Genomic DNA, 25916 nt, shown 5'->3' with positions numbered 1-25916 from the left:
TACCATCCTAGTTGATCAGATAGAGCAAGGGAAGTACAGTTATTAATTATGAATAACAAGGAGGATGACATGAAAAAGCATGGTTTAGCCATTGGCCTTGAGCGAACTGGCACGACTTTTTATCTCACAATTAAAGTAGTCGGAAAGCTTACCCACGAGGATTATAAAACTCTCACTCCTCTTATAGATAATGCTGTAGCGGCAGTTCCGAGTGCAAAAATAAGAGCCTATGTTGATATTACTGAGTTAGAAGGCTGGGAGTTACAAGCGGCGTGGGATGATTTTAAGTTAGGCCTTAAACATAACAAAGAGTTTTGCCGTATAGCTGTGCTTGGTAATAAAAACTGGCAACAAGTGGCAAGCAAAGTGGGTAACTGGTTTATCAGTGGCGAAGTGAAATACTTTGAAGACCTGATTATTGCCACTGAGTGGTTACACGAATAAGGAGTTAAGTGATAGAAAACAGTCAATTAAAGGTGGCGACGTTTAATTTATATAATTATTTATCGCCACCTGACGCATTTTATGATTTTCAGCGCATTTATAGCGCTGAGCAGTGGGCCAAAAAGCAGCGCTGGTTGGCTGATTACCTTAAAAATCAGCAGCCAGATATCATTGGCTTTCAAGAAGTGTTCAGTATCAATGAGCTAAAACAACAAGTTAACGCAGAGGGTTACCCCTATTTTGCAGTCGTTGATGAGCCAACGGTGATTGATGACTTTATTTATCGCGATCCGGTTGTGGCTATTGCCTCACGCTATAAAATTGTTGCTGTCAGTCAGGTTGAGGCAGAGCAAGATGATATTTTAGCGATGGGCTTGAGCGATAATTTTAACTTTAGCCGCAGTATTATTCGCGCGACACTTGAAGTACCTCACTTAGGACACGTCGATTGCTATGTAGTGCACTTTAAATCTAAGCGCAGCATGCTCCATCACCAAGAGGATGAAAGCCAAAGCGAACAGCAAAACTTAGTTATGCAGTTAAAATCGCAAGTTCTTGGACGCTGGGCATCAAGCATGCAGCGTGGCAGTGAAGCAGCGCTGTTACTCGTAGAAATCATTAAGCGCAGAGCGCACACTAATAACCCTGTGATTGTGATGGGGGACTTTAATAATGAGTTACACGATGGCGTGCTTAACCATTTAATCGCTGACCACCTTCGTTTTAGCGGTCATAGGCAAAATAGCCCATCTCGTTCAGAGTTTAAACTACAAGATAGTTGGCAACTCTATCAGCGCCATGTTGTCACCGAGAACGACAGAGAAGCCACCCACTATTTTGGCAGTAGCAGCTCAGTATTTGATTATATTTTGTTATCCCGTGAGTTTGATGCCGGGTTTCAGGGTAGCTTTTTTGAGGTGGTTGATTATCACACCTATGATCAGCACTTGATCAACCCCCAGTTTGCCTATGATGATCAAAGTACCGACCATGGCGTTGTGATGGTGACAATGAAGTTGAGAGACTAGAAGCTAATAGCTTTCAGCTTTCAGCTTTCAGTTTAAAGCTTAGGTCTCTTTTGCTTATCACGCTTTGCCATAATATAGCCGATGAATGCGCCGCTAATTGCGCCGAATAAATGGCTTTCGAATGAAATATGAATGCGCTGCGGGAAGACACCCCAAATCAGGCCGCTGTATAACACAACAACCGCAATACTGATTAAAATGGCTTTGAATGAGCGGTGCATAATGCCGTAGCTAATTAAGTAGCCCCATAAACCGTAGATAACACCACTTAGTCCTACATGAATATTGCTGCGGCCAAATAGCCATACTAATAACCCACCAATGAGCGCTGTGCCTGCAAACACCAGCCAAAAGCGTTTTACGCTAAATTGGCAAACTAGCCAGCCGAGAATCGCAAATGGCACTAGGTTACTAAAAAGGTGTGCCCAGCCACCATGTAAAAATGGCGCAAAAAACACCCCCGATAAACCAGACATTTGTCTTGGCAAAATACCTAAGCCGTTTAAGTTTATGCCGGGTAGGGTATTAATTATTTGCAGTACCAAGCACACCAGCATAATGCCTAAAATTGCGAATCGCTTACTACTAATAGGAGGAATTTTGACAGCTTTTTTTTCAGTCATGATGAGAAGCTCTTAAATCAATGTGACCGAATGAGTATAACTTATTAAAAGTGAAGGTAAACACCTTGATATGCAAGGTGTTTACTAAAGGTCTAGGGCATGTTGACTTATTTTAACCTAATTTGGTTAATAGTTTTTTCGCAGCAAGCTCTGAACTTGCAGGGTTTTGCCCTGTGATTAGTAGGCCATCTTCAATCGCAAGCTCGCCCCAATCATCGGTTTTTTGATACTGACCACCTTGTTTGATTAGCTCATCTTCAACAAGTAATGGCACAACATTGGTAAGTTGTACGGCGTCTTCTTCTGAATTACTAAAGCCGGTTACTTTTTTATCAAATACCACAGATTTACCAGCTGCATTTTTCGCATTCAGTAATACTGCACTGGCGTGACATACTGCACCCACTGGCTTCTCTGAATTAATAAATTGCTCAATTAAGCTAATTGAATCTTGGTTATCAACTAAGTCCCATAGCGGACCATGGCCACCAGGGTAAAATACCGCATCAAAATCATCGGCTTTAACTTCAGCCAGAGGTTTAGTGTTAGCCATTAAAGTTTTTGCCGCACTGTCTTGCTCAAAACGTTTTGTGGCATCGGTTGCTGCATCAGGGGCTGCACTGTTTGGATCAACCGGAGGTTGGCCACCTTTAACAGAGGCTAAAGTTACCTCTACACCAGCATCAATAAAGGCGTAGTAGGGCGCCGCAAATTCTTCAACCCAAAAGCCTGTTTTATGGCCTGTATCGCCAAGCTCATCGTGTGAAGTGAGTACCATTAAAATTTTCTTAGCTGACATAGTGAATCCCTTTTTGTGTATTAAACATCGTTGATAACACTATAGGGGTGAAAATAGAGTTAAACAACGCAGATAAATTTGACTTCATTGGTTTAATAATTGATACAATTATTCAGGTTAGATTAGGAGTTTGTATGAAAGTATCGTTTGAGCAATTAAAAAGCATGGTGGTGTTTGCCCACATTGTGCAGCAAGGCAGCTTAACTAAAGCAGCTCAGCAACTTGGTTTATCAAGGGCTGTTGTTAGTTATCACTTAAAGAAATTAGAACAGCAACTAAAGCTTACCTTGCTTAACCGCTCAACGCGTACCATGACCCTCACCGAAGCAGGTATGGCTTATTATGAACGTTGTCAGGCTATCACCGAGCACGCTGAGGCAGCTAACTTACACCTTGAAAACTTAAAGAGTGAACCGGTTGGGGTTATTAAATTGAGTTGCCCGGTGAATGTAGGCTTGCAACTTGTGGTACCAGCACTGGCTCAGTTTAAGCGTTTGTATCCGAAAATTGATATTGATTTACAGCTTAGTGATGATGTGGTTGATATCATCAAAGAAGGCTACGACTTAGCGATTAGAGGCGTGGCCCTTGAAAGCTCAAGCTTACAAGCCTCTAAACTTGCAAGTATGGCTACTTGCTTATGTGGCTCAGTCGATTACTTTACAAAATACCCTATACCAAAGAGCATCGCCGATTTAGCGGAGCATACATGGGTGGTGTATCAACCAAGTAGTGCTGTTGTCACGCTAGAAAAAGATAAACGCCGCTTTGAGGTGGCAGTTAGTGGTGGCATAAGTACCAACAACGCTGCTGCACGAACTGCCTTTGTAGAAGCTGGGCATGGCTTAGCGAAAATCCCAGTTTATGATGCATTGCCAAGGATCAAAGCAGGATTGTTACGCACAATCTTAGATGATTACAAAACTGCTGATATTGAACTTTATGGCGTATTCCCGCCAGGGGCGGCGGGAAGTAAAAAGCTGCGGGTTTTACTTGATTACTTGAAGGATTATTTTACTAATCAAGTAGCCACTATGACGATTTAAACAAGTGTGCGATTAAATAAAGCGACTGCTTGTTGATACATGCTGATGGCAAGAGCTGGGTCGTATCGGTCGCCTTCGTCGCGCATAAACGCATGTTGGGCGTTCACTTCTTGCCACTGGTAATTAATGCCTGTTGCCACCGCTTGTTGGTAAATTTTAAGGCGGCCTTCTTTTGGTACATGTGGGTCTTGTTTACCCCAAACAAAGTGGATCTCACCTTTAATATCTGCCATGCGCTCAAATGAGTTATTACCTGCTTGTGCTGGTAAAGTATCGCTGTGTATATCTGTCGCGTATAAACAAAAAGCGGCTTTGATACTTGGGTTTAATGCAGCACGGTATGCAAGGTGACCACCAATACATACGCCCATCGCACCTACATTTCCTGTGCAGTATTCTTGCTGACGTGCAAATGCAATTAAGGCGTCAGTATCTGAGTCATGGCTCTCAAGCGGTTTTGCCCATTTGTCGGCATTGCCTTTGTCTTTACCAGCATCATCATAGGCAAGTACTGTCCCAATAGGATTTAACTCATGAAAAACTTCTGGCACTAACACGACAAAACCATGACCAGCAAGTATTGCCGCAGAGCGTGCAATTGGTGCTGTTTCTTGGAAAATCTCAGAATAGAAGATAATACACGGGTATTTACCTTCTTCTACAGGACGATAAATACTGGTGCGCATTACACCTGTGTTAGTCGCTATGTCGTGGCTATGGTGCTGAATAATCATGTTTATCCTTGTAAAAAACGGTTTAGCTAATAATACCTCAGCTCCACCTTTTGGACGAGTAAAAGCCCTTGAAATTTATTGATGCTCAGTTAACTCTCTGAGGCAGGATACTGCATACAGCTTGCGTAATAGGTAAGAGTAGCAGGCCAGTCAGAGAAAATAGCCATTACACCAATTTGCTTAGCAAGCACGTCTATCACATTCATCATTTGCCCATCTTGTTTAATTACACGGGCAATCGACTGGTAATAATAACCACCGCCATTATTTAATGGACCAGAGCGCTCTAAACTCCAAGTAATGATGTTCAGTCCAGCTTGTTTAGCTTTAATAGCATAAAGGGAAGGCACGATTGCACCTGACTCATCAAGGCTCAAAAGCATCCACATTGGCGGTGCGATAATGCGTACTCCATCGTTATATAGAGCCTGCATTGATGGCTGCCAAGTTGTTTCATCCATGGCATCAAAGTCTGCTTGCTCATCTCGGCCATCAAGATAAATACTGTTGTTTGCAAATTCAGGGTGATTGTTTAGCCAATACTTCACATCTTCAAGATTAAATGATTGAGGATAAACATCTTGGCTATTCACACCTAAAGCTCGGTACTCATCAAGCATTTTTTGCGCATAATCTTGCTGGCTAAAACCGTTAAATGGCATGCTAACTTCTGGGCTTTTTAGTTCGGGTGTCATTTTTACACCCAGTGATTTGAATAACTCAATGCTTTGCTGGTGGGTCATTACGGTGCCACTGTTTGCGTATAAATCAGTGCGCCAGCTTGGTGTGCCTTGCATATATTCTGCGACCGTTTTGGCATTTGCATTGGCACCATCCATTTTAGCTTTTAAGGTTAAAAACTCAGCTTGGGTGATATCGCTGGTGCAGCATTTAGCATGAGCTGGTTGGCCGTCTTTGGCCGGGGTAAAAGGTTGGCTGCATTTTGCAGCGAGCTCAGGAATCGCTAAAATGTTGGTAGTAGTGTGTAAATCACACTGTGAATGGCGACACACGAGTTGTTTGTCTTTAGTAAAGGCGACGTCACATTCAAGTACGCCTGCGCCCATTCTTGCAGCGGCTAAATATGACTCTTTGCTGTGCTCAGGAAACTGCATGGGGGCACCGCGATGACCAATTACAAAATCAGTTTTGTAAAAAGGGTCATTACCGCAGGCAGCAAGTTGCTGCTTTAAAGGCCCATCTGTCATCTTGTCGATTAAATAGTAAGGCCTTGCACCCACTTGCACTGCCTGATCCATAGGCAGATTCTTACAGCCTTGAATAACGAAAACTAAACAACATAAAACCAGTGCGCGCATAACAGCATCCCTCTAATCGAATAGAGTTTAGCCTATCATGACTCCGTGGCAGTTTTATTAAGTTTCTGATTTATAATAAGTGCTAATAAGATAATCGCTGCGCCGATAGCAAGCTTGATGATATCGGCATCACGATTCCAAATCACAATGTTAACGATGATCCCAGCTGGGATCAGTAGGTTATTCATTACGGCCAAGGCACCTACATTGACAATAGTCGCGCCCTTATTCCACGCGAAATAACCAAGCCCTGAAGCAATCGTGCCTAAGTAAATTAACACGCCCCATTGTGTCGTTGTGGTGGGTAGCTTACTGGTATCACCAAATAAGCCGTAACAAATCAGTGCGACAATTAAAGCGCCAATAAAGAACCAAGCAAACACCCGAGAGTGAGGGAGTTGCTCATCTTGCATTAAACGTTTGTAAGTTACTTGACCGGTAGCAAAGCAAATATTGGCAGCCTGAACCATTAACATACCAATAAGATAGTTTTCATCGACGCCTTCATAGCGAATAGCAACGGCGCCTAAAATAGCTAGCATTGCGGCGAATAAAAACTTTGCATTAAAACGTTTTTCAAGCAAATCGTTTAACAAAGTGATGTAAAGTGGCGTCATTACCGTGAATAGCAGTACCTCGGGCACACTGAGGTACAAAAACGAATGGTAATAGAAGCTGTACATCACACCAAGTTGTACTGCGCCTATTGCCATGAGCTTTAGGGCTAAGGCTTTAGGGGTTTTACGCCAGTGCAAAAAGGGCAAAAACACGCAAGTTGCCAAGCCGATGCGCATTAAGACACTAAACCATGCATCTACTTGGCCTGCTAAATAAACACCAATAAGACTAAACGAAAAGGCCCAAAGTAGGGTTACAGCAAATAAGTAGGTCATGTTTGATTAATTTGTAATTTTAAAAATTGCACTATAACAAAAAGCCCGCATTAATTGCGGGCTTTCATCATTTTGCGAATAATTTTAGATTATTCAACTAAACCACGACGCTTTAATAGTGCGTCTGTTGTTGGTTTTTGACCACGAAACTCAATGTAGCTTTGCATTAAGTCGCGGCTATTACCTTTAGATAAAATCTCTTTACGGAAATTATCACCGTTTTCACGTGTTAAACCACCTTCTTCGGTCATGTGTGCAAACGCATCTGCTGCGAATACTTCAGTCCAAAGGTAAGCGTAATAACCCGCTGAGTAACCACCGGCAAAGGTGTGGCTGAAGTAGCAAGACTTATAGCGTGGTGGTACTGGGTAGTAAGCAATACCGTGCTTGTCTAATGCATCATGTTCAAACTTTTGAACGTCTGTAATGTCAGCATCAACACCAAATGAGTGCCATTCCATATCAAGCAGTGCCGCAGCTAAATACTCAGTTGTATCAAAGCCTTGGTTGAATTTTTGTGACTCAAGTACTTTATTTAAAAGCGCTTGTGGAATTGGTTCACCTGTTTTGTAGTGCTTGGCATAGTTTGCAAGTACTGTTGGTTCAATATTCCAGTCTTCATGTGCTTGTGAAGGGAATTCAACGAAGTCACGAGCAGTTGCTGTACCCGCTAAGCTTGGGTATTTAACATCAGAGAATAAACCGTGTGCAGCGTGACCAAACTCATGGAACATAGTCGTTACTTCAGAGAAAGTCATAAGTGTAGGTTGACCTTCAGCTGGCTTAGGAATGTTCTGTGCGTTGTAGATCACAGGCATAGTGTCTTTAAGGCCGCTTTGGCTAACATAAGCACTCATCCATGCACCACCACGTTTACCTTCACGTGCGTAAGGGTCCATGTAGAATAGACCGATAGCGCTACCGTCTTCGTTAAATACTTCAAACACCATGACGTCTTCGTGATAAACCGGTAAGTCTTTACGCTCTTTAAAGGTAATGCCGTAAAGTTTATTCATCGCAAAGAATAAACCGTCGTGGATCACTGACTGCATTTCAAAGTAAGGCTTAACTAAAGCAGGGTCTAAGTCGTACTTCTCTTGGCGAACTTTCTCAGCGTAAAACGCCCAGTCCCAAGGTTGAAGCGCAAACGTTTCACCTGACTTTTTAATTACTTGTTGGATTTGCTCTGCTTCAGCTTCTGCTTTAGCAACCGCTTTCGGTGCTAAGTCATCAAGGATGCCGTAAACATTTTCAGTTGTTTGCGCCATACGATTAGTCATTACATACGAAGCCCAATCTTTATAACCAAGTAATGCCGCTTTTTCTGCACGTAGTTTAGTTTCTTTGATGATGATAGGGCTGTTTGTTGCTTGTGCACGCGTTGAAGAAGTTGTCCAAATCTTTTCACGAAGCTTGCGGTTTTCAAGGCTTTGTAAGATAGGTTGGCGAGTCGTGTTCACCAATGTGATCATGTAACCTTCTTTACCTGCTTTTTTAGCAGCAGCTGCAAGGCTTGCAATTTCACCTTCAGATAAACCCGCTAATTCACTTTTATCTTTAACTAAAATCACATCTTCTTTAAATGATTTTAAGATGTTTTGTGAAAACTCAGTTGAAAGCTTGGCAAGCTCTGCGTTGATTTCACGCATTTTTGCTTTTTCAGCTTCAGTTAGTTTTGCACCCGCGTTAACGAACTTTTTGTAGTAGTAATCAACAAGGCGTTGATCTTCAGCATTTAAAGATGCTTTGTTGTCGTAAATGCTTTGTACGCGAGCAAATAAAGCTTTGTTTAGGTAAATGTCATCAGTGTGAGCTGACATAATCGGCGCCATTTTCGCGGCGATACGTTGGTACTCACTGTCAGAGATTAAACCTGATAAGTTAAAAAATGCCGCAGATGTGCGGTCTAATAGCTCACCAGAGAACTCCATTGCAACAAGGGTATTTTCAAATGTTGCTGGTTCTGGGTTGTTTGCAATCTTTGCAATTTCAGCTTTTTGCTGTGCGATGCCTGCTTCAAACGCTGGCTCGTAGTCTTTGGTCGAAATTTTATCAAACTCAGGGGCCATGTATTGTAAAGGGCTTGGCTTGAAAAGAACGTTTTCAACATTAGCTGTTTGTGTTTCAGCGGCAGTTTCAACTTGAGTTTGAGTGTCGGCTTGTTGTGAACTACAAGCAGATAATAAAAGCACACTAGCAATCGTAGTTGCTACTAAGGTCTTACGCATGAGAGCTCCAAAAATGTGGATAAATCTTTTCTAACTTACCAAATTTTTGGCTAGAAACAATCAAGTTTGTCGTTTGATTGGGGAATTTGAACGCAAATAATGTGATTGAGAGGATAAATGTGTGTAAAAAGCCATCAATTGTTTATTAATGGCTCACTTAAGTAAAAAGTGGCACTAGCTGCCAGTTTAAATCTTGATGGTAATAAGTCACCATAGATTAGTTGTAACCCAACACAAACTTTTTCTCTGAGCCAAAGCTCTCTGGCATAGCGTTGCCAAACTCTTTGTTAATTAAATTCAGTGAGTGTTCTTGCTCAGCAAGTAAGTTTAAGATGCGGTTACGGTACTCCAAACTTGATTCAAATAAGTTTAGATCAACCAAGGGTTGTAAAGTGGCAAGTTTTTGTGTGAGTGTCATTTGTGACATTGTGTTCTCCTCGTGCTATTCAAAGCCTGTGAAACCTCAAGCTCTCTATGTATATAGCAGCTGTAGTCTAAAATAGTTAATAATTAGCGCATATTGCGCATAAAGAACTTAGTATTTACCAAGTTTTCACCTATTATGCCGTGCTAAACTTAGTCACAACTGAACCAAACTGATTTTTACTAGGAATGTTAATTTATGACCCTTGTTGATCTGCAATCTGCATTATCGTTTGTATTGTTCACCTACAATGATGTGCAAATTACTGTACTAAAAGTAATTCAAGTGCCTTTGGCGCTGTTTTTAATGTGGTTTGTGGTTACCTGGATTGGTCGATTAATTAAAAAAGCATTACTGGCAAAAAACCTAGGCCCTGACGCGGTTCACTTATTTACCCGTATTTACCTTGTTGTGACCATCGCAGTGCTTGTGTTTACCTCGCTAGAGGTACTCAATATTCCTCTAACGGCGTTTGCATTTGTTTCTGGTGCCATTGCGATTGGTGTTGGTTTTGGTGCACAAAACATTATCAATAACTTCATTAGTGGTTGGATTTTAATGTGGGAGCGACCAATTCGTATTGGTGATTTTTTAGAAGTGGGCACAGCTAAAGGAGTCGTTGAGACAATTAATACTCGCTCAACCCGTATCCGCCGTAACGATGGTGTGCATATGCTGGTACCAAATAGCCAGTTATTAGAAAACACAGTAACTAACTGGACCTTAATTGACCGTAATGCCCGTTCATTTGTGAATGTTGGCGTTGCTTATGGTTCAGACGTGGTGCTTGTAGAGAAGCTGATGAAGCAAATTCTTGATGATCACCCAGCCATTTTAAAAACACCTGCATCATCTGTGTTATTTGATGACTTTGCTGATAGCTCTTTAACTTTTAGCGCTATTTTCTGGGTGTGTGCTGAATCAGAAGCCCCGCTTCGCCAAGTGCGCAGTGAGCTGCGTTTTAGCATTTATAAAGTATTTGCTGAAAATAACATTACCATCGCATTCCCGCAGCGCGATATTCATATCGATGGTGAGATAGCTTTAACAAGGCGTAATAACCAAAAATAAAAAAAGCGGCTTAGCCGCTTTTTTTATGCTCGTTCATTGAGTTTTTTTAGCTTCATAGCAAGCAACACCATCATTATGCCAAATACGATGGCATAGGTTGCAACTAGCCAAAGTAGGGTGATTATGCCCGCGCCAGGGTTAAATATCAGATAACCACCAAAGATAATCGAAATAATACCGCTACCAATTAACAGCCATTCATTACTGATCTCTTTGCGTAGCTTACTCGCAATCAATATTTCAATCACTCCGATAGCAATGGCCCATGCGGCAATAAAGTACAGCATTAAGATAGCTGTTACGTTGGGAGCAAACAGGGTTACAAGTGCAGCAGCAATTGAAATTAAACCACCCACTAATAGCATCCACCAAAGTGGGTTTTCATTTTTTGAAGCAATAGCTAACCAAGTTCTAATGGCACCATCGACAAAAAAGTAAGCGGCGAAAATAAACATCAGAATCGCTAATGAGGCTTCTGGGGCAAACCAACCACATAAGCCAAAAACGATGGCAATGGCACCGTGGATCATTAATGATGACCAATGGGGGATCAGTGAACTTGAGATTTGCATAATAGTATCCTTTGCTTAAGTCTCTATATAACTAACATTTCAGTGCTTGCTTGCAAAGATTTTTAATTATTTTTTGTACAGTTACACAAACCATGCTCTAATTTAATTAGCTGATTATTTCAGCGATTTAATGTTTATCGAACAAGGAATAGAGTGTGAGCCGTTGTAATACCAAGTTTTCATTACAATTTAGTAAGTTATTAGTGTGTTTTTTACTGTTGTTTAATGCGCCATTATGGGCAACAACCACACCAGAAGTGACCGTTAAATCTTTAATTGATAAAGACAACAAGGAAGAGCAAGCCGAACAAAAACCGGCCAAACAAGAATCTGAAACAAATACACCTGCTACAACGGAAAAAGTGCAGGAGCCTCTTGAAGATGACTTACCCTATGATGCGTTTGACCGAATTACGCCACGCAGCTCCATGCAGGGGTACTTAAAAGCGGCCCGGGACCGCGATTTTGAACGTGCAAGCCATTATCTTGATTATCGTAACTTACCCAAAGACGTTGAGGCATTAGGAAAAATCCAGCTTGCTGAAAGTTTATCTGTGGTACTTGATCGTACCTTATGGGTCGATGTTGATAACTTGAGCAATAAGCCTAAAGGAAAACAAAAAGAAAGCGTGCCTAGTTATCGTGATTTGGTTGGAGAAATCAGCACTTCACAAGGTAAGGTGCAAATTTTATTGCAAAGTGTACCGGATGATAAAACAGGTAATCGGATCTGGAAAATATCGAATGCCACCGTAAGTCAAATTCCTTTACTCACCAAAGAGTATGGCTATAACCGAGTCGGTGAGTGGCTTTACAATAACCTGCCAGACATAGAGTTTTTAGGGGTGATGCTTTGGCAGTGGATTTATTTTGCCTTCACATTTGTTCTGTTTTTAGCGGTCGCGATTATCATAACCCGCCTAATTACGTTTGTTCTCGCACACTTAAAAGTCCCTGTAGAAAAAGATGTTATTGGTTTTATTAATGGGCCAGTTAGCCTGTTACTTGCAGTATTTATGGCGCGTTCATTGAACGACCAATCTAATGTAACTATTGCTGTGATGGCGCTATTCCATGGCGCGACCGTATTATTGATCGCTTGGGGCTGGATTTGCCTACGGGCAGTTGATCTTGCCAAACACAGATTAAGCCAGCGCTTTATTAGACAAGATAAACCACAAGCGATTTTCTTATTACGCCCTATAAGTAATGTAGCTAAAACCCTGATTGTCATTTCGTTGCTATTCATGTGGTTTGAAAACTTAGGCTTTAATGCCACTACCTTACTGGCAGGTTTAGGTATTGGTGGCCTTGCAATTGCCCTTGCAGCGCAAAAAACTGTTGAGAATATCATTGCAGCAATCACCTTATATATTTCTGCACCAGTAAAAATAGGTAGCTTATGTAAGTTTGGCAGCCAGTTAGGCACGGTAGAAGAGATAGGGCTAAGAGCGACGCGAATTCGAACGCTTGATCGTTCAGTTATCTATGTAGCGAATGCAAAGTTTGTTGATATGCAGCTTGAGAATGTTTCGGAACGGGAGCGTATTTCTTATCGACCTAAATTGATGCTCAGTGCCAATACTAAGCAACAAAACCTAATGTCGTTTATGCAAGCCCTAAGAGAGCTTTTAGAGCAACATAAGCACATTGCCTTTGAGCCTTGCCGTGTTCGCTTTAAAGGCTTCACGCCTTGGGCTTTACAAGTGGATGTACTAAGCTACGTAGAGACCGTCGACTTTGCTTTTTATATGGAAGTAATCGAAGAGTTAAACTTAGCAATCTTAGGCTTATTAAATGAGCATGAATGTGAATTAGCTAACCCAGAATTCGCACGTGTGACTGATTAGTTGCTAAAAAAGGGGTAAATGAAAGCGGCTCTCATTTGTACATAATGTCTACACATTGTTGCAATTAGATGCACAGGACATATGTCCGCTTTAGTGAAAAATAATTGCATAAAATCTTCTAAATGTGGCGATGTTGCCGCTAATTGTTGTAAAAAAATTGTATATTTCTAATTTTTAATGCAGTAAAAGTGTCATAAAGTGTTATAATCGTCAGCGTTCGTTCAGCCTCTTTACTTCGTTTTGCACTCTCGAACTAGAGGTCCGCGCAGCTTATTACAAGGCGCGAAAAATTGGCCGAGCCCGTCAAATGAATTGACGCAACATCATCACCGTTGAATAAGAGTGCATAAAAAAGGTTAAAACCCGACATGAAAGCAATGAAAAGATCTACGTTAGCAACACTTATCAATGCAACGTTGTTCTCTGCCGTAGCAGGTACTTCATTTTCAACTCTTGCTGCCGACGAAGCGACAGCAGAAAAAAACAACCAACTAGAAGTTATTCAAATCACCGCTCGTAAACGTGTAGAAAACGCTCAGGAAGTACCTGTAGCTGTATCTGCATTACAAGGTGACAGCTTAGACGCTTACAGCTCAGCTGGTATGGATATTCGTTTTATGAATGCGAAGATCCCAAGCTTATCAATCGAATCTTCGTTTGGTCGTTCTTTCCCACGCTTTTATGTTCGTGGTCTAGGTAACACTGACTTTGACCTAAATGCTTCTCAACCAGTTTCGTTAGTTGTAGACGAAGTTGTTCAAGAGAACGCAATCTTAAAAGGTTTCCCTGTATTTGACGTAGCACGTGTAGAAGTTCTACGTGGCCCACAAGGTACTTTATTCGGTCGTAACACACCGGCTGGCCTTGTTAAATTTGATACAGTTAAGCCATCACAAGAATTTGAAGGCTATGGCTCAGTTTCTTACGGTAGCCGTGGCGCAGTTGATTTTGAAGGTGCTGTTGGCGGTGGCCTAACAGACCGTTTATCAACGCGTGTTTCTGTACTTTGGCAAGAAAAAGACGATTACATCGATAACCGTGCACCTGGTTTTGAACAAGATGACGTTTTAGGTGGTTACACTGAAAAAGCGGCACGTGTTCAGTTCTTATATGAAGGTGACGATTTCACAGGTCTTTTCAACTACCACGTTCGTGATATGGACGGTACGCCAATCGCATTCCGTGGTAACGCTATTAAAGCAGGCACAAACGATTTAGCTGATAACTACGAACATGATGTGGTTTACCACGATGCTGCTTCTCGTGCGACACAACAAGTTGAGTCTCAAGGCGCAAGCTTAAAGCTTGAGTGGGATATCAATGATTTAACTCTTACGTCAATCTCTGCATGGGAAAGCGCTGAAATCTATTCTCGCGCTGACATCGACGGTGGTTACGGTGCAAGCTACTTACCAGATATGGGCCCAGGTTTTATCCCGTTCTATTCTGAAAGTGCTGACGGTATTCCAGATCAAGACCAATACACGCAAGAACTTCGTTTATCTAGCAACTATGCTGGCGACGTAAACTTCCAAGTAGGTGTTTTCTACTTTGATGAAGCGCTAACAATCGAAAACTTCAGCTACGACACTTATGGTTCAACACCAGGTGAGTTAAACGGCTATGTTATCCAGCAGCAAGATACCAAAGCATGGGCGGTATTCGGTTCATTAGATTACACAATCACTGATGACTTAAAAATCACTGCAGGCCTTCGTTACTCAGATGACGAAAAAGAGTTCTCTGCAAACCGTACTTTAAGCCCAGCAGGTGGCGGTGCGTTATTCCTAACAGAAAATCCAAGTGACGACCACGTTAGCTGGGATTTATCTGCTAACTACAAGATCAACGACGACGTAAACTGGTACGCGCGTGTTGCTAACAGCTTCCGTGCACCAAGTATCCAAGGTCGTATCTTATTCGGTGATGAAGTAACTGTTGCTGAGTCTGAAACTGTGACGTCTTTCGAAACAGGTATCAAATCAGACGTACTTGACGGCCAAGGTCGTGTAAACGCAACTGTGTTCTACTACACAATGGATGACCAACAATTAACAGCTGTAGGTGGTGGTGCAAACTTCAACCGTTTAGTTAATGCCGATAAGACAACTGGTTACGGTTTTGAGTTAGACACTGAGTGGGTATTAACTGACAACCTAAACGCTACATTTAACTTAAGCTACAACAACACTGAGCTTGATGATAAAGACCTAGCCGTTGACGTGTGTGCGCAGTGTACTGTAACAAACTCATTAAACAGCGCAGGTCAAGCTATCCTTGATGGTAACAGCTTACCGCACGCACCTGAGTGGATCTCTAACCTTACATTACGCTATAGCCGCGAAGTAGCTGACGGTGAATTCTTCACTTACGCTGACGTGTCTTACCGCAGCGAAATCAACTACTTCTTATACGAGTCAGTTGAGTTTGAAGGCAAGCCATTAACTGAAGTAGGTTTACGTTCAGGTTATGCTTGGGCTGAAGGCGACAACGAATATGAAGTATCAGCATTCGTTCGTAACATGTTCGACGAGCAGCAATCAATCGGTGCTATCGACTTTAATAACAACACAGCAATGGTGAACGAAGAGCGTTACATCGGTGCTGAGTTCAAAGTAAGCTTCTTCTAAGCTGAAATAATAAGTCCTATTAAAACCCGCTGTATAGCGGGTTTTTTCGTTTATAATCGCGTTGGTAACTGCTAAAGTGGCAGGATTAATTGAAGAGAAAGAGAATAACTATGGCTGGATTTTGGAACTACCGTGTAATTTTTTGTGAAGCAACAAAAGATGAAGCGGCACAATATCAAATTCATGAAGTTGAATATAACTTAAATGGTAAAGTGACTAACTGGTCAGAAACCGGTGCAGCACCATTTGGTAATACAGTCGAAGAACTTGAAGCAGATGCAGATCGTTTAAAAACAGCGTTTTCTAAGCCGGTTTTAAAAGTGGTAAGAAAGCAACGTGGCTACGAGCTGGTTGATGTAGAAACAGGCGAAGAAGCTTTTGCTGAGCCACCTGCGGGCTTAACTGAATAATCATATTTAAAGGTGCCTATGGCACCTTTTTACTTTGAAGGAATGAGGATGACTTTAAAAGCAGTATTGTTTGATATGGATGGCACCTTGGTTGACTCTGAAAGTGTGCATTTTAATATTTGGAATGACTTGTTAGCTCCTTTTGGCGTGCAGTATGATGAAGCTACGTTTTGTCAGCGCTTCTCAGGAAGACCCACACTTGAAGCCGCTAAAGAGGTTGTGACAAATTATGGGCTTACTATCAGCCCAGAACAGTTAACGGATGATAAGTACGCTGCATTTGGCCGTTTTGTTAGTACTAATTTACCTGCCTTTATGCCACATGCAAAAGCGGTGCTTGAGCAAGTCAAAGCCAGTGGTTTAAAAATGGCATTAGTAACAGGTAGTGCAAAAGATGAAGCCTATCCTATTTTAAAAGGCTATGGCATTTTCGATTGGTTTGACTGTGTGGTTACCAAAGATGATGTTAATAATCCTAAGCCTGCTGGTGACCCTTACCAACTAGCCCTAGATAAACTAGATATAAAGGCTAATGAGGCTGTAGCTGTCGAAGATACCTTTACCGGTGTTACCGCTGCGAGCAACGCAGGTGTTGCTGTGTATGCGGTGCCAAATCATTTCACGTTAGAGCATGATTTTAGTAAAGCCGCGGGTGTGTTTGCTGATTTGAACGAATTTTTCAAATGCCTACAAACTAAACTATAATTAGCTGACTGTTGCTAAGCTGCTTTTGTTAAGTAGTCAAAGCCAGAGCCCGTTAATACTCACAAATTTGCAAGGAAGCAATAATGGTTAAATTCACTCGTGCGCTTTTGTGCGCAATCACGTTATTTATAGGCTTTTCAGCCGAAGCGCAACAAGCTCCTTCAGTGCTTTTAGCAAACGTCTATCAAGCCGAAAAGGTAAATGTATCTGACTATTTAGTTAGTGAAAAATATGATGGCGTTCGGGCTATTTGGACAGGGAGTCAATTAGTAACCCGAAATGGTAACCCAATTTATGCCCCCAAGTGGTTCACAGATCCACTGCCAGGTGTTTGGCTTGATGGAGAGCTTTGGACTAAGCACCAAGATTTTGCCAATGTGAGCGGGATCGTTCGAAAAGTCACACCTGTAGAATCAGAATGGCAAACCGTCAATTACATGATATTTGATATGCCGGATGCGACAACGCCATTTAGTCAACGTTATGAAAACTACACAAGGTTAGTAAACCAGCTGCAAAGTGAGCATATTAAAGCCGTTGCGCAAATGCACTTTAATGATAACAAGCAACTTAGTTTGTTTATGGATGAACTAATCGCACAAGGAGCTGAGGGCGTCATGCTGCATCTAGCAGCTGCAAAGCATAGTGCAGGGCGAAGTGATGCATTGCTAAAGTTAAAGCCTTATTTTGACGCTGAAGCGGTTGTAATCGGTTATATCGCAGGAAAGGGTAAGTATAAAAATATGCTTGGTGCACTCAAGGTGCGCAGCAGTGATGGTACCGAGTTTAAAATTGGCTCGGGGTTTACCGATCAACAAAGATCATCGCCCCCAGCGATAGGTAGTACTATTACCTACAAATATCATGGCTTTACTAAGAATGGCCTACCACGTTTTGCAAGCTTTTTACATGAAACGCCATAGCGTCATTCAAAAACGGCTGCGACTATGGTAAATTTCGCGGCCTTTTTATTGATGTATAGGTGTTAGAATGTTTGCAGGCTTTGATTACGGTAGCTCAAATTGTGCAATCGGTGTAATGAATAACGAGCAACAAGTCTCTTTAGTGCCGCTTGAGCAGGGCAAGCAATATTTACCCTCAACACTTTATACTCATCACAGTGCATTAGTTGTCGATTTTGTGACAAAACACCTTACGGGTAGCCCATTTGAGCACGACTTTAAAACTGAGCGACAAGCGCTTTTAAATACCATTCCTCGTATTAAATCTGACCTCGATATTCAAACTGGTGATGAGACCTTATTTATAGGTCGAGAAGCAATTAGTGAGTATGTGCAATTTCCTGAAGAAGGTTACTTTGTAAAATCGCCTAAGTCATTCTTTGGTGCAGTAGGCTTAAAGCAAGGGCAAATAAACTTCTTTGAAGACATTGCCACGGCGATGATTTTAAAAATTAAACAACGCGCCGAGCAATCATTGCAAGACACATTAACAGAAACGGTAATTGGACGACCGGTAAACTTTCAATCAGTCGGTGGTGAAGAGTCTAATCAACAAGCGCTCGGTATATTAGAGCGAGCAGCAAAACGCGCAGGCTTTAAAGAGGTGTCGTTTTTATATGAACCATTAGCGGCGGGCATTGATTATGAAACCTCATTGCAGCAAGACCAAAAAGTGTTGGTTGTCGATATTGGCGGGGGTACTAGCGATTGCTCATTTGTACAAATGGGGCCGAGCTTTCGTGATAAGCAATGCCGTGACAATGACTTTTTAGCTCACAGTGGTAAGCGTGTAGGTGGAAATGATTTAGATATTGCGCTGAGCTTTCATGGTTTAATGCCATTACTAGGTTTAGGCACTGAGTTTAAATCGGGTCTTCCACTGCCGAATCAACCGTTTTGGCAAGCCTGTAAAATCAATGATGTAAATCTGCAAAGCCAGTTTTATAGCGATGCCCATCATCGCGAGTTACTGACTCAACTTCGTGAAGTTAAAGAGCCTGCGCTTTTTAAACGCTTAATTCAATTGCAGCAAAATAAGCAAGGTCACCAATTAGTGCAGCAAGGTGAAGCGGCAAAAATTGCGCTCTCGTCAGCGAATGAATTTACTACAGATTTGCGCTTCTTAGATTCAGACTTAACGCAGTGCTTAACGCTAAAAGATCTAGCTTTAGCTGTTGATGACTCAATAAGCCAGATAGTGAGCTTAGCTAAACAAGCGATTCAAGAAGCTGGCACAATGCCTGATGTCATTTACTTAACGGGCGGTAGCGCGCAATCACCGCTGATAAAGGCCGCGTTAAAATCCCATTTAGGCGATATAAATATGCTGAACGGGGATCACTTTGGTAGTGTTACTGCAGGTTTAACTAAGTGGGCGCACAAGCTTTATAGCTAATAGCCCCCACTTTGATATATCGACTTATAGAACTAAAGAGTCACTTGGCGCGTTGCGAGGTATTTTTCGTAATCTGGCAACGTGCGGCACAGCTCAGTTTCCATCATAGGTGAGCTTAATAGCATATCGGCACTGACTTCATTACAGGCAACAGGAATATTCCAAACCGCAGCTAAACGCAGTAATGCTTTTACATCTGGGTCGTGTGGCTGCGATGCAAGTGGATCCCAGAAAAACACCAGCATGTGCACTTCATGTTCAGCAATTTTAGCACCAAGTTGTTGATCGCCACCCATAGGGCCGCTTAGCAGCTTAATTACTTCAAGCCCTGTTGTACGCTCGATTAAATGACCTGTTGTGCCCGTACCGTATAGCGTGTGCTTACTTAAAATGTCTTGGTGCTTTTCACACCACGCCTGTAGGGCTGCTTTTTTACCATCATGGGCTACGAGGGCAATATTCTTTTTGGCTGGTAAGGCTTGTTGTTTTTGTTCCATAAGTGCTCTTATATCAATAGGTTAATTGCTAGTGCAATAAACACCAGCCCCGTGATCCGATCAATCCAAATCTGGGTTTGTGGGTGCTCACGAAAATAACTGGCTATCTTATCGCCGAAATAAATATACGTGCAGTCGATTGGAAAAGCAAAAAGCGGGTAAAGTAAACCAAAAAAAGCGAGCTGAAAGGTCGTTGAAGATAAGCTCGGATCGACGAACTGCGGAATAAACGCAATAAAGAATAGAGCGACTTTTGGATTAAGTACCTCGGTCATCATTGCTTGAAACATCACATTTTGCTTTTTACTGGTACTTACATGGGGTTTTTCTTCGCACTCTGACTCAGGCTGTGTAAAGGTGTCTTTTAACGTCATTACGCCTAAATAGCACAGGTACGCCGCACCTAAATACTGAACTGTGGTATAGGCAACAGTCGACGCTTTTAAAATTGCCGTTAAACCTACCACCGCAAAAAAAGTATGCACCACACCACCTAAGGCAAAACCAAAGGCACTTTGCATCCCGGCTTTACGGCCATTGGCAAAGGTTTGTGCCATTAAAAATGCATTAGAAGGGCCGGGGGCCACGGCAATTAAAAAGCTGGCGCCTAAAAACGACAGTAGAAATTCTGGATTGATCATCGGCACAAAGATAAAAAGCTAGGTAGTTGATTTTAACAAGCTTCTAGAAAAAGAAAAAGCGGACAATCAATGCCCGCTGATTTGGGTTGGGGAAAGTATTAGAACGTCACAGTGCTGTTGTTTGAACAAACAGTTGTGCTTTGTGCTTCACATACTTGGTAAGTGTAAGTGCCACCACCTTTTGTTGTGATAGTGTCAGTATAGCTGTTAGTGTTTGCCACTGAGCCTACTTTGCTACCATTACGGTAAACATCTACAGTGCTTGTAGCAGCGCCACTCCAGCTTAAATCAATGTATTTAGTGCCTTTTGACTTATAACCTGAAGTAGAAAGACTAATATCATCACCACCTGGTGTTGTGCCACCGCCATTATCGCCACCACCTGAACAGCCATTGGCTGTTAGGTATGCATCTGCGTCAGCTGCTTTAACAATACCGTGACCGAAGTAAACATCGTGACCGGAAGCACCTTGATCTTCTGCCGTTGCTTTTAGTGCATCACGGATTTCTGTACCCGTACACTCAGGGTGATTTGACCATACTAGCGCTGCGATACCTGAAACAGCAGGCGTTGCCATTGATGTACCGCTCATGAAACCATAATCACTAGTACCAATTGCGATATCAATAGTTGTGCTTGAAAGAAGAGCTGAACGGTCTTCAAGTGCCGCACCGACAGCTGGAATTGTTGTATCGTTAGTATCGCCTAATGTAGCGTATAACATGCCAGCTTCGTTATTGATGATAACAGCCCCGATACCGCCTGAGTTTTCGCAGTTATTTACCTTGTCATAGAACGAGATATTGCCGCGGTCAATCATACAAATTTTCCCCGCTGCGCCAGCATCTACGCTTTCAGCAGTACCCATGTAATACGCCGTGCCTGATGAATTACCCGCGTTTTCCATTGATGAAGTAGCAAAGCCTGCGCCATCAGCTGCTAAGCTAGCTGACGTTGCCATACCAGCAGGGTAAGTAGAAAGAGTATCAACACCACCTGCTGTTACTTCAACACAGATAGTTTCATCTGTAGTAGCGCGTTTACCGCGACCAGATGTACAGCTAGGGAATTGCGAGAAATCTGCAATTTGGTTGTCCGCATCATTTGCACCAACCATCATTACTGATGGATAGCCTGCAGGGTATGAACGTACGTTGTTACCATCGTTACCCGCTGCAGCAACAACTAAACCGCCAGCGCTTGTGAAATTAGCAAATGCGTTAGACTCGGTGCTATTTGAACCACCGCCACCAAGGCTCATGCTGATGATATTTGCACCTGCCTGAGAACATAAATCTGCTGCGTGTGCTAAGTCTGAAGAGTAACCCCAGCCTTCAGCGTTGAATACTTTTATGATGTGCATTGCCACACCGGGCGCCATACCAACCACACCAACATTATTGTCTGCTGCGCCAATAGTACCTGCTACGTGGGTACCATGTGGGCCACCATTGTCGTACCAGTTGCCTGTGCCACTGTCATTATCACCTGTAATGTTACCCCATACGAAATCAGGGTTTGTAGCATCTAAACCTGAGTCAATCACACAGACTTTCATGCCAGCATTTGCATCGAAGGTAACTTGATCAGCTTGTGATTGGTAAACTGCGTATGGCGTTAATTGCTGCTGCATTGCATTACCAGCGTCATCGTTATAAAGCGCCATTGGTACACGCTTTTGGTCTTCTTCAATTAGTTTGATGTGAGGGTTGTTTAGTAAGCCTTTTACGCTTGCAAGGTCATGACCTGTAAATTGCGCTGCAATAAAGCCATTACCATCAACTTTAATATCACCACCAAGCTTTTTAGCGAGTGCTTTAACTACGCCTTTTTTATTGTTGTCTACTTGGATGATGTAACGGTCATTTGCTGCGTTTGCAGTTCCTGCTGCACATAGTCCACTGATGATCAGTGCTAATGCTAATTTATTCTTTTTCATAATTCGTATCCCAAACATGTTTTTGAGTTAACCAAATGTTAACGTGAGTAAACAATAGATTAATGGCTCTATAGGTACAAGTAAAATAATCCACAAAACTGGAACAAATTATTCTAGAAAGATGCTTTTTATAACGGTAGGAAATAACAAGATGTCTAAACGGATAAATAGAGTATAACGATTCTCATTTACCCGTTATGACTAAAAGTATGATAAAACTTTTTTATGACAAGTGCTTATATTTGAACAATAAGTAGGTGAAAGGGATGAGCATTAAAAAATGCACGCCAATTAATACTGGTGTAGTCAAGTTTAACAATTGCGTTATAAACACTAATAAGCTTGCGCCACTCATTTGCATTAAGCCAATAAGTGCTGATGCTGTGCCTGCTTGCTTAGGAAATAAACTTAGTGCACGGCCTGCTGATGAGCCAAGTGTCAGTGCAAAACCAAACGCAGCAATAAACATCGGAAACATCAAGGCAAGCGCAGTACGTTGTTGGCTAAAGGCCAACATTAAGGCACCTGCGATTACAAGCAACAAGAGTCCTGCTTTTAACGCGCGTTTTGGTTGGCGTTTGATGTAAAGTGGCATAATAAAGCTTGCAACAATGCTCAAGACCGCATTACAGGTAAACCAGAAAGTAAAGTCGGTAACACTGCCACCTAATTTAGTAATAAGCCAGCCAGGTGCTAACGTAACGAAGACTAAAATAGCCGACATAGTTACCAAGCAAATTAAGCTATGAAATAAAAACAATGGCGTGCTGATAATTGGCATAAAACGGCGCAGGTCAAGAATATGACCACTATATACACTATCTGCAGGGCGGGTTTCTTTGTACATTAACAAGGTTATGAATAAACCAATGAGTGCAAATACAGCCATGAATAAAAAGTTCATGCGCCAGCCAAACTGTACTGTGAGCCAAGCACCTAAAATTGGCGCGAGGGCAGGGATAAAGCAGACGATACCATTAAGATAAGTAATGATTTGGCCGCTACGTTCACTACCAAATCTATCTCTTACAATGGCAAATGCTACTACAAATGTGGCACAGGCCCCCAAACCTTGCAGTGCTCTTGCAATCATCAGGCTTGTAAAATCAGGTGCCAGATACGCGCCAAAAGCCGCTAAACCATAAATTGTCACACCGGTAATTGCCACAGGCTTACGACCAAATTTATCTGCTAATGGCCCTGCAATGAGCTGTCCAAGCCCAACGGTAAGCATAAAAATAGCGACGGTTTGCTGAATTTGCTTTTCTGAAGCGCTGAATTGTTCTGCAATGGTCGGAAAAGCGGGTAAGTAAATATCAATTGCTAACGGGCTAAAGATAACCAGAAGGCCAAGAATAAATAGTAAGCTGAGGTTTTTGTGCTGGCGTGACTGCATTCGCTCTCCTTTAAAACGGTATTTTATGTGCCCCTAAAGGAAAAGAAAAGCGTTCACTTAGCGAAATGTGTAATCATTAAAACTGCTAACAAAAATTTTCCATTTCGCTATCTGGTCTGATGTGTTAGCTTTTTATCTCACATCATAAAAATAATGGATAAACGTCGTGAGCTCACAATCATCATTATTAAAAATTTGGACTAAATGCCTGTCACTGCCGAAGGGTAACTGGTTGTTTAGTAAAGCCGTGTGCTTTAAAGCCCCTTACTTTGGTTCAATAAAGCCATTGATCACAGATTTAACTGCTGGGCATTGCAGCGCAACTGTTAAAAATCGCCGAGCAATCCATAATCACATTGGTACCATCCATGCAATTGCACAATGTAATGTTGCTGAGCTATGCGCTGGCTTGATGGTTGATGCAACTGTGCCGGCAAAAACACATCGCTGGATCCCAAAAGGCATGACAGTGAATTATTTAGCGAAAATTGACACAGATATGCGTGCTGTTGCCCAGATAGACGTGCCGAGTGAGTGGTTAGAAAAGCAAGACTTGCTAGTACCAGTGAAGGTTTATAATAGCCGCGATGAACTCGTTTTCACCGCGGATATTACAATGTATGTAACCGCTAAAAAACGTTAAGACTTATCAGCGGCTTGTTTGTTTACAAACGACAGGTCGTTGTCATCATCAGCCAGTATTGAAGAACTGTTTTGTTCTTCAGGCTTAATAGGCGCCACATTATCTTCTTCATTACGATGTTTTAAGCTGCCTTCAATGATTGCGCCGGCTTCGATGCTCAGGGTGTCATGAAATACATCGCCATGAACTTCTGCAGTGCTTTCAATAGTCACTTTATTGGCAATAAGCGAACCAATAATTTTACCTTTGACGATGACACTGTCAGCTTCAATAACACCTTCAATCATGCCAGTGTGACCAATCACTAAATGTTTAACACGTAAATCGCCTTCGATGCGACCGTCAAGCTGAACTTCACCTTGGCTGCTGAGGCCGCCAGTTAAACGAACGTCTTCAGAAATAATAGAAGGGGTGTGGTTGGTTCTTTTTAAAGATGAGCCAGACGAGCTAGCTGCTGATTGTTTTTTTTTACCGAACACGAGAAAGCGCCTTTGTTATTTTAACCGGGTTGACATGTTTGCCATTCACTAAAACTTCGTAATGTAGGTGAGTGCTGGTACTACGGCCAGTACTACCCATTAAGCCGATGACATCGTCTTTAGTCACTGTTTGGCCTTTTTTAACCTTAATTTTATTAAGGTGACCGAAGCGAGTAACGAAGCCATTTTTGTGTTGTAGTTCGATAAAGTTGCCATAACCGCCATTACGACCAGCACGTAAAACGGTGCCGTCAGCGGGAGCAAAAATTTCGGTTTTATGCCAACCTGCTAAATCAACGCCTTTGTGAAAAGCGCGGCGGCCATTCATTGGATCTTTTCGTAGACCATAACTACTTGAAATGTAGTAATCGGCAGCAGGAAGTGTTTGTGGTAATTCGCTCAGTAAGTTTTCGAGGTTATTTAATGCCAGCAATTTGTCGGCAATTGCTAAAAACTCAAGAGGGATTTTTGATTCGTCGAATAAGTCTAATGGGCCACCCTGTGCTGTATCTGTACCTTCTAATACCGAACCATTGGCAAGGCTACTATCAAGGCCTGCGCCCTCTAACATAGCAACAATTTCTTGGTGGCGAAGTTTAATTTGCTCATCTAATACAACAAAGCTGTTGTTATAAGCTGCATCAAGGCGAGCTAGGCGCTCAGAAATGCTCTCTAAGCGTTTAACTTGTTTTGGTTGCTGTTCATCTTCTAAAGGTGCGTGAAACTCTTCAGCGTGCTCCTGAACAGGTAAAAGCAATGGCTCTGCGTCGGTTGGCAGTGCCGGTTTGTTCATTGATTCTGGTAATGACTCGATCATGCTTTGCAATAGCGCTTGCTTTTGTTCAAGTACGGCTAATTGCTCGAGCTGTTTTTCATAGACAGCTTGTTGCTGATAATGCTGTTTTTGCCATTCTTGTTGTTTCGTAAGCTGGGTTTGTTCAATGCTGGTGATCTTGTCAGCTTGAGAAATGATTTGTAGTGTCGAAATGCTTAACCAAACAATAGCAGTTAAAATGACTAGTAAAGTCGTTAATTGCACCCAAGGGGCTAATACTAAGTGTTTTACCTCGCCATTCTGACGGATCAACAGCTGTCTAGCTGGAAAAAACGTGCGATAAAAAGACTTAAGTTTAACTAACATGGCGTACAAAATTTGACTAATAACCGAGCTAAGATAGCAATCTGA

Annotated in this window: 25 protein-coding genes; 11 read left to right on the top strand and 14 right to left on the bottom strand. The window is 42.1% G+C overall.

Annotated elements, in window-relative coordinates:
- The first annotated feature begins 69 nt into the window (after window positions 1–69).
- Both AOG26_RS07985 and AOG26_RS07980 read left to right on the top strand, forming a co-directional pair.
- Entirely contained in the window at window positions 70–444 is a 375-nt protein-coding gene (locus AOG26_RS07985; RefSeq protein WP_054561966.1) for an STAS/SEC14 domain-containing protein, read from the top strand.
- An 8-nt stretch (window positions 445–452) separates the two neighbouring features.
- A complete protein-coding gene (locus AOG26_RS07980; RefSeq protein ID WP_054561965.1) occupies window positions 453–1472 on the top strand; it encodes an endonuclease/exonuclease/phosphatase family protein in 1020 nt (339 codons plus the stop codon).
- Between the two features lie 32 nt (window positions 1473–1504).
- Here AOG26_RS07980 and AOG26_RS07975 read toward each other — a convergent pair whose 3' ends face one another.
- Window positions 1505–2095 carry a rhomboid family intramembrane serine protease gene (locus AOG26_RS07975; protein WP_054561964.1) on the bottom strand — a complete coding sequence of 197 codons (591 nt, stop codon included), beginning with the start codon at window positions 2093–2095 and terminating at the stop codon, window positions 1505–1507.
- Between the two features lie 112 nt (window positions 2096–2207).
- Window positions 2208–2894, bottom strand: coding sequence for a type 1 glutamine amidotransferase domain-containing protein (locus AOG26_RS07970; RefSeq protein ID WP_054561963.1), 687 nt, complete (start codon window positions 2892–2894; stop codon window positions 2208–2210).
- Window positions 2895–3028: 134 nt separating this feature from the next.
- On the opposite strand from AOG26_RS07970, the gene AOG26_RS07965 reads away from it, so the two are divergent.
- On the top strand, window positions 3029–3940 hold the full coding sequence (locus tag AOG26_RS07965; protein ID WP_054561962.1) for a LysR family transcriptional regulator: 912 nt from the start codon (window positions 3029–3031) through the stop codon (window positions 3938–3940).
- Here AOG26_RS07965 and AOG26_RS07960 read toward each other — a convergent pair.
- From AOG26_RS07960 to AOG26_RS07940, 5 genes are all read right to left on the bottom strand, one after another.
- Window positions 3937–4674, bottom strand: coding sequence for a dienelactone hydrolase family protein (locus tag AOG26_RS07960; RefSeq protein WP_054561961.1), 738 nt, complete (start codon window positions 4672–4674; stop codon window positions 3937–3939). The genes AOG26_RS07965 and AOG26_RS07960 overlap by 4 nt on opposite strands.
- 89 nt (window positions 4675–4763) lie before the next feature.
- The gene (locus AOG26_RS07955) at window positions 4764–5933 is read right to left on the bottom strand and encodes a glycerophosphodiester phosphodiesterase family protein (protein ID WP_235575476.1); all 1170 of its coding nucleotides are present in this window, start codon (window positions 5931–5933) and stop codon (window positions 4764–4766) included.
- Between the two features lie 95 nt (window positions 5934–6028).
- A complete protein-coding gene (locus AOG26_RS07950; RefSeq protein ID WP_054561959.1) occupies window positions 6029–6886 on the bottom strand; it encodes a carboxylate/amino acid/amine transporter in 858 nt (285 codons plus the stop codon).
- Window positions 6887–6975: 89 nt separating this feature from the next.
- A complete protein-coding gene (locus AOG26_RS07945) occupies window positions 6976–9114 on the bottom strand; it encodes a M3 family metallopeptidase (RefSeq protein WP_054561958.1) in 2139 nt (712 codons plus the stop codon).
- A gap of 217 nt (window positions 9115–9331) precedes the next feature.
- A complete protein-coding gene (locus tag AOG26_RS07940) occupies window positions 9332–9541 on the bottom strand; it encodes a hypothetical protein (RefSeq protein WP_054561957.1) in 210 nt (69 codons plus the stop codon).
- Between the two features lie 195 nt (window positions 9542–9736).
- Here AOG26_RS07940 and AOG26_RS07935 point away from each other — a divergent pair, with 195 nt between their 5' ends.
- Window positions 9737–10609: a mechanosensitive ion channel family protein gene (locus AOG26_RS07935; protein WP_054561956.1), complete on the top strand. Its 873-nt coding sequence runs from the start codon at window positions 9737–9739 to the stop codon at window positions 10607–10609.
- A gap of 23 nt (window positions 10610–10632) precedes the next feature.
- Here AOG26_RS07935 and AOG26_RS07930 read toward each other — a convergent pair whose 3' ends face one another.
- Window positions 10633–11181, bottom strand: coding sequence for an HdeD family acid-resistance protein (locus AOG26_RS07930; protein WP_054561955.1), 549 nt, complete (start codon window positions 11179–11181; stop codon window positions 10633–10635).
- A gap of 155 nt (window positions 11182–11336) precedes the next feature.
- On the opposite strand from AOG26_RS07930, the gene AOG26_RS07925 reads away from it, so the two are divergent.
- The 6 genes from AOG26_RS07925 (at window position 11337) to yegD (ending at window position 19134) form a co-directional block, all read left to right on the top strand.
- Window positions 11337–13031 carry a mechanosensitive ion channel family protein gene (locus AOG26_RS07925; protein ID WP_054561954.1) on the top strand — a complete coding sequence of 565 codons (1695 nt, stop codon included), beginning with the start codon at window positions 11337–11339 and terminating at the stop codon, window positions 13029–13031.
- Between the two features lie 368 nt (window positions 13032–13399).
- Window positions 13400–15661, top strand: a complete 2262-nt coding sequence (locus AOG26_RS07920; RefSeq protein ID WP_054561953.1) for a TonB-dependent receptor — start codon at window positions 13400–13402, stop codon at window positions 15659–15661.
- A gap of 110 nt (window positions 15662–15771) precedes the next feature.
- Window positions 15772–16071: a hypothetical protein gene (locus tag AOG26_RS07915; protein ID WP_054561952.1), complete on the top strand. Its 300-nt coding sequence runs from the start codon at window positions 15772–15774 to the stop codon at window positions 16069–16071.
- Window positions 16072–16119: 48 nt separating this feature from the next.
- The gene (locus tag AOG26_RS07910; protein WP_054561951.1) at window positions 16120–16776 is read left to right on the top strand and encodes an HAD family hydrolase; all 657 of its coding nucleotides are present in this window, start codon (window positions 16120–16122) and stop codon (window positions 16774–16776) included.
- Window positions 16777–16859: 83 nt separating this feature from the next.
- Window positions 16860–17699: a DNA ligase gene (locus AOG26_RS07905; RefSeq protein ID WP_054561950.1), complete on the top strand. Its 840-nt coding sequence runs from the start codon at window positions 16860–16862 to the stop codon at window positions 17697–17699.
- Window positions 17700–17766: 67 nt separating this feature from the next.
- Complete coding sequence (yegD, locus tag AOG26_RS07900; protein ID WP_054561949.1) at window positions 17767–19134, top strand: molecular chaperone; 1368 nt, start codon at window positions 17767–17769, stop codon at window positions 19132–19134.
- Window positions 19135–19166: 32 nt separating this feature from the next.
- On the opposite strand, the gene AOG26_RS07895 is transcribed toward yegD, so the two are convergent.
- The 4 genes from AOG26_RS07895 to AOG26_RS07880 all read right to left on the bottom strand — a co-directional run bounded on the left by AOG26_RS07895 (window position 19167) and on the right by AOG26_RS07880 (window position 23608).
- Window positions 19167–19631 (bottom strand): methylglyoxal synthase, encoded by a 465-nt coding sequence (locus AOG26_RS07895; RefSeq protein ID WP_054551787.1) that lies wholly within the window; start codon window positions 19629–19631, stop codon window positions 19167–19169.
- Window positions 19632–19639: 8 nt separating this feature from the next.
- The gene (locus AOG26_RS07890) at window positions 19640–20272 is read right to left on the bottom strand and encodes a LysE family translocator (protein WP_054561948.1); all 633 of its coding nucleotides are present in this window, start codon (window positions 20270–20272) and stop codon (window positions 19640–19642) included.
- Between the two features lie 98 nt (window positions 20273–20370).
- Window positions 20371–22212 (bottom strand): S8 family serine peptidase, encoded by a 1842-nt coding sequence (locus AOG26_RS07885; RefSeq protein WP_054561947.1) that lies wholly within the window; start codon window positions 22210–22212, stop codon window positions 20371–20373.
- Window positions 22213–22435: 223 nt separating this feature from the next.
- A complete protein-coding gene (locus tag AOG26_RS07880) occupies window positions 22436–23608 on the bottom strand; it encodes a multidrug effflux MFS transporter (protein WP_054561946.1) in 1173 nt (390 codons plus the stop codon).
- A 166-nt stretch (window positions 23609–23774) separates the two neighbouring features.
- On the opposite strand from AOG26_RS07880, the gene AOG26_RS07875 reads away from it, so the two are divergent.
- The gene (locus AOG26_RS07875) at window positions 23775–24251 is read left to right on the top strand and encodes a hotdog fold domain-containing protein (protein ID WP_054561945.1); all 477 of its coding nucleotides are present in this window, start codon (window positions 23775–23777) and stop codon (window positions 24249–24251) included.
- Here AOG26_RS07875 and AOG26_RS07870 read toward each other — a convergent pair.
- Together AOG26_RS07870 and AOG26_RS07865 are read right to left on the bottom strand one after the other, a co-directional pair.
- Window positions 24248–24730, bottom strand: coding sequence for a bactofilin family protein (locus tag AOG26_RS07870; protein WP_054561944.1), 483 nt, complete (start codon window positions 24728–24730; stop codon window positions 24248–24250). The genes AOG26_RS07875 and AOG26_RS07870 overlap by 4 nt on opposite strands.
- Window positions 24720–25871: a M23 family metallopeptidase gene (locus AOG26_RS07865; protein ID WP_054561943.1), complete on the bottom strand. Its 1152-nt coding sequence runs from the start codon at window positions 25869–25871 to the stop codon at window positions 24720–24722. The genes AOG26_RS07870 and AOG26_RS07865 overlap by 11 nt, the downstream gene beginning before the upstream one ends.
- Window positions 25872–25916 lie beyond the last annotated feature (45 nt).

This window comes from Pseudoalteromonas sp. UCD-33C (assembly GCF_001306895.1).
Taxonomy (GTDB): domain Bacteria; phylum Pseudomonadota; class Gammaproteobacteria; order Enterobacterales; family Alteromonadaceae; genus Pseudoalteromonas.
Note: the sequence above shows the minus strand (reverse complement) of the source record. Positions and strands in the feature narration are given on the sequence as shown.

Coding starts and splice junctions, on each gene's coding strand:
- AOG26_RS07985 (WP_054561966.1), top strand. CDS start 70: ATGAAAAAGCATGGTTTAGCCATTGGCCTTGAGCGAACTGGCACGACT.
- AOG26_RS07975 (WP_054561964.1), bottom strand. CDS start 2,095: ATGACTGAAAAAAAAGCTGTCAAAATTCCTCCTATTAGTAGTAAGCGA.
- AOG26_RS07970 (WP_054561963.1), bottom strand. CDS start 2,894: ATGTCAGCTAAGAAAATTTTAATGGTACTCACTTCACACGATGAGCTT.
- AOG26_RS07965 (WP_054561962.1), top strand. CDS start 3,029: ATGAAAGTATCGTTTGAGCAATTAAAAAGCATGGTGGTGTTTGCCCAC.
- AOG26_RS07960 (WP_054561961.1), bottom strand. CDS start 4,674: ATGATTATTCAGCACCATAGCCACGACATAGCGACTAACACAGGTGTA.
- AOG26_RS07955 (WP_235575476.1), bottom strand. CDS start 5,933: ATGGATCAGGCAGTGCAAGTGGGTGCAAGGCCTTACTATTTAATCGAC.
- AOG26_RS07950 (WP_054561959.1), bottom strand. CDS start 6,886: ATGACCTACTTATTTGCTGTAACCCTACTTTGGGCCTTTTCGTTTAGT.
- AOG26_RS07945 (WP_054561958.1), bottom strand. CDS start 9,114: ATGCGTAAGACCTTAGTAGCAACTACGATTGCTAGTGTGCTTTTATTA.
- AOG26_RS07940 (WP_054561957.1), bottom strand. CDS start 9,541: ATGTCACAAATGACACTCACACAAAAACTTGCCACTTTACAACCCTTG.
- AOG26_RS07935 (WP_054561956.1), top strand. CDS start 9,737: ATGACCCTTGTTGATCTGCAATCTGCATTATCGTTTGTATTGTTCACC.
- AOG26_RS07930 (WP_054561955.1), bottom strand. CDS start 11,181: ATGCAAATCTCAAGTTCACTGATCCCCCATTGGTCATCATTAATGATC.
- AOG26_RS07920 (WP_054561953.1), top strand. CDS start 13,400: ATGAAAGCAATGAAAAGATCTACGTTAGCAACACTTATCAATGCAACG.
- AOG26_RS07915 (WP_054561952.1), top strand. CDS start 15,772: ATGGCTGGATTTTGGAACTACCGTGTAATTTTTTGTGAAGCAACAAAA.
- AOG26_RS07910 (WP_054561951.1), top strand. CDS start 16,120: ATGACTTTAAAAGCAGTATTGTTTGATATGGATGGCACCTTGGTTGAC.
- AOG26_RS07905 (WP_054561950.1), top strand. CDS start 16,860: ATGGTTAAATTCACTCGTGCGCTTTTGTGCGCAATCACGTTATTTATA.
- yegD (WP_054561949.1), top strand. CDS start 17,767: ATGTTTGCAGGCTTTGATTACGGTAGCTCAAATTGTGCAATCGGTGTA.
- AOG26_RS07895 (WP_054551787.1), bottom strand. CDS start 19,631: ATGGAACAAAAACAACAAGCCTTACCAGCCAAAAAGAATATTGCCCTC.
- AOG26_RS07890 (WP_054561948.1), bottom strand. CDS start 20,272: ATGATCAATCCAGAATTTCTACTGTCGTTTTTAGGCGCCAGCTTTTTA.
- AOG26_RS07885 (WP_054561947.1), bottom strand. CDS start 22,212: ATGAAAAAGAATAAATTAGCATTAGCACTGATCATCAGTGGACTATGT.
- AOG26_RS07880 (WP_054561946.1), bottom strand. CDS start 23,608: ATGCAGTCACGCCAGCACAAAAACCTCAGCTTACTATTTATTCTTGGC.
- AOG26_RS07865 (WP_054561943.1), bottom strand. CDS start 25,871: ATGTTAGTTAAACTTAAGTCTTTTTATCGCACGTTTTTTCCAGCTAGA.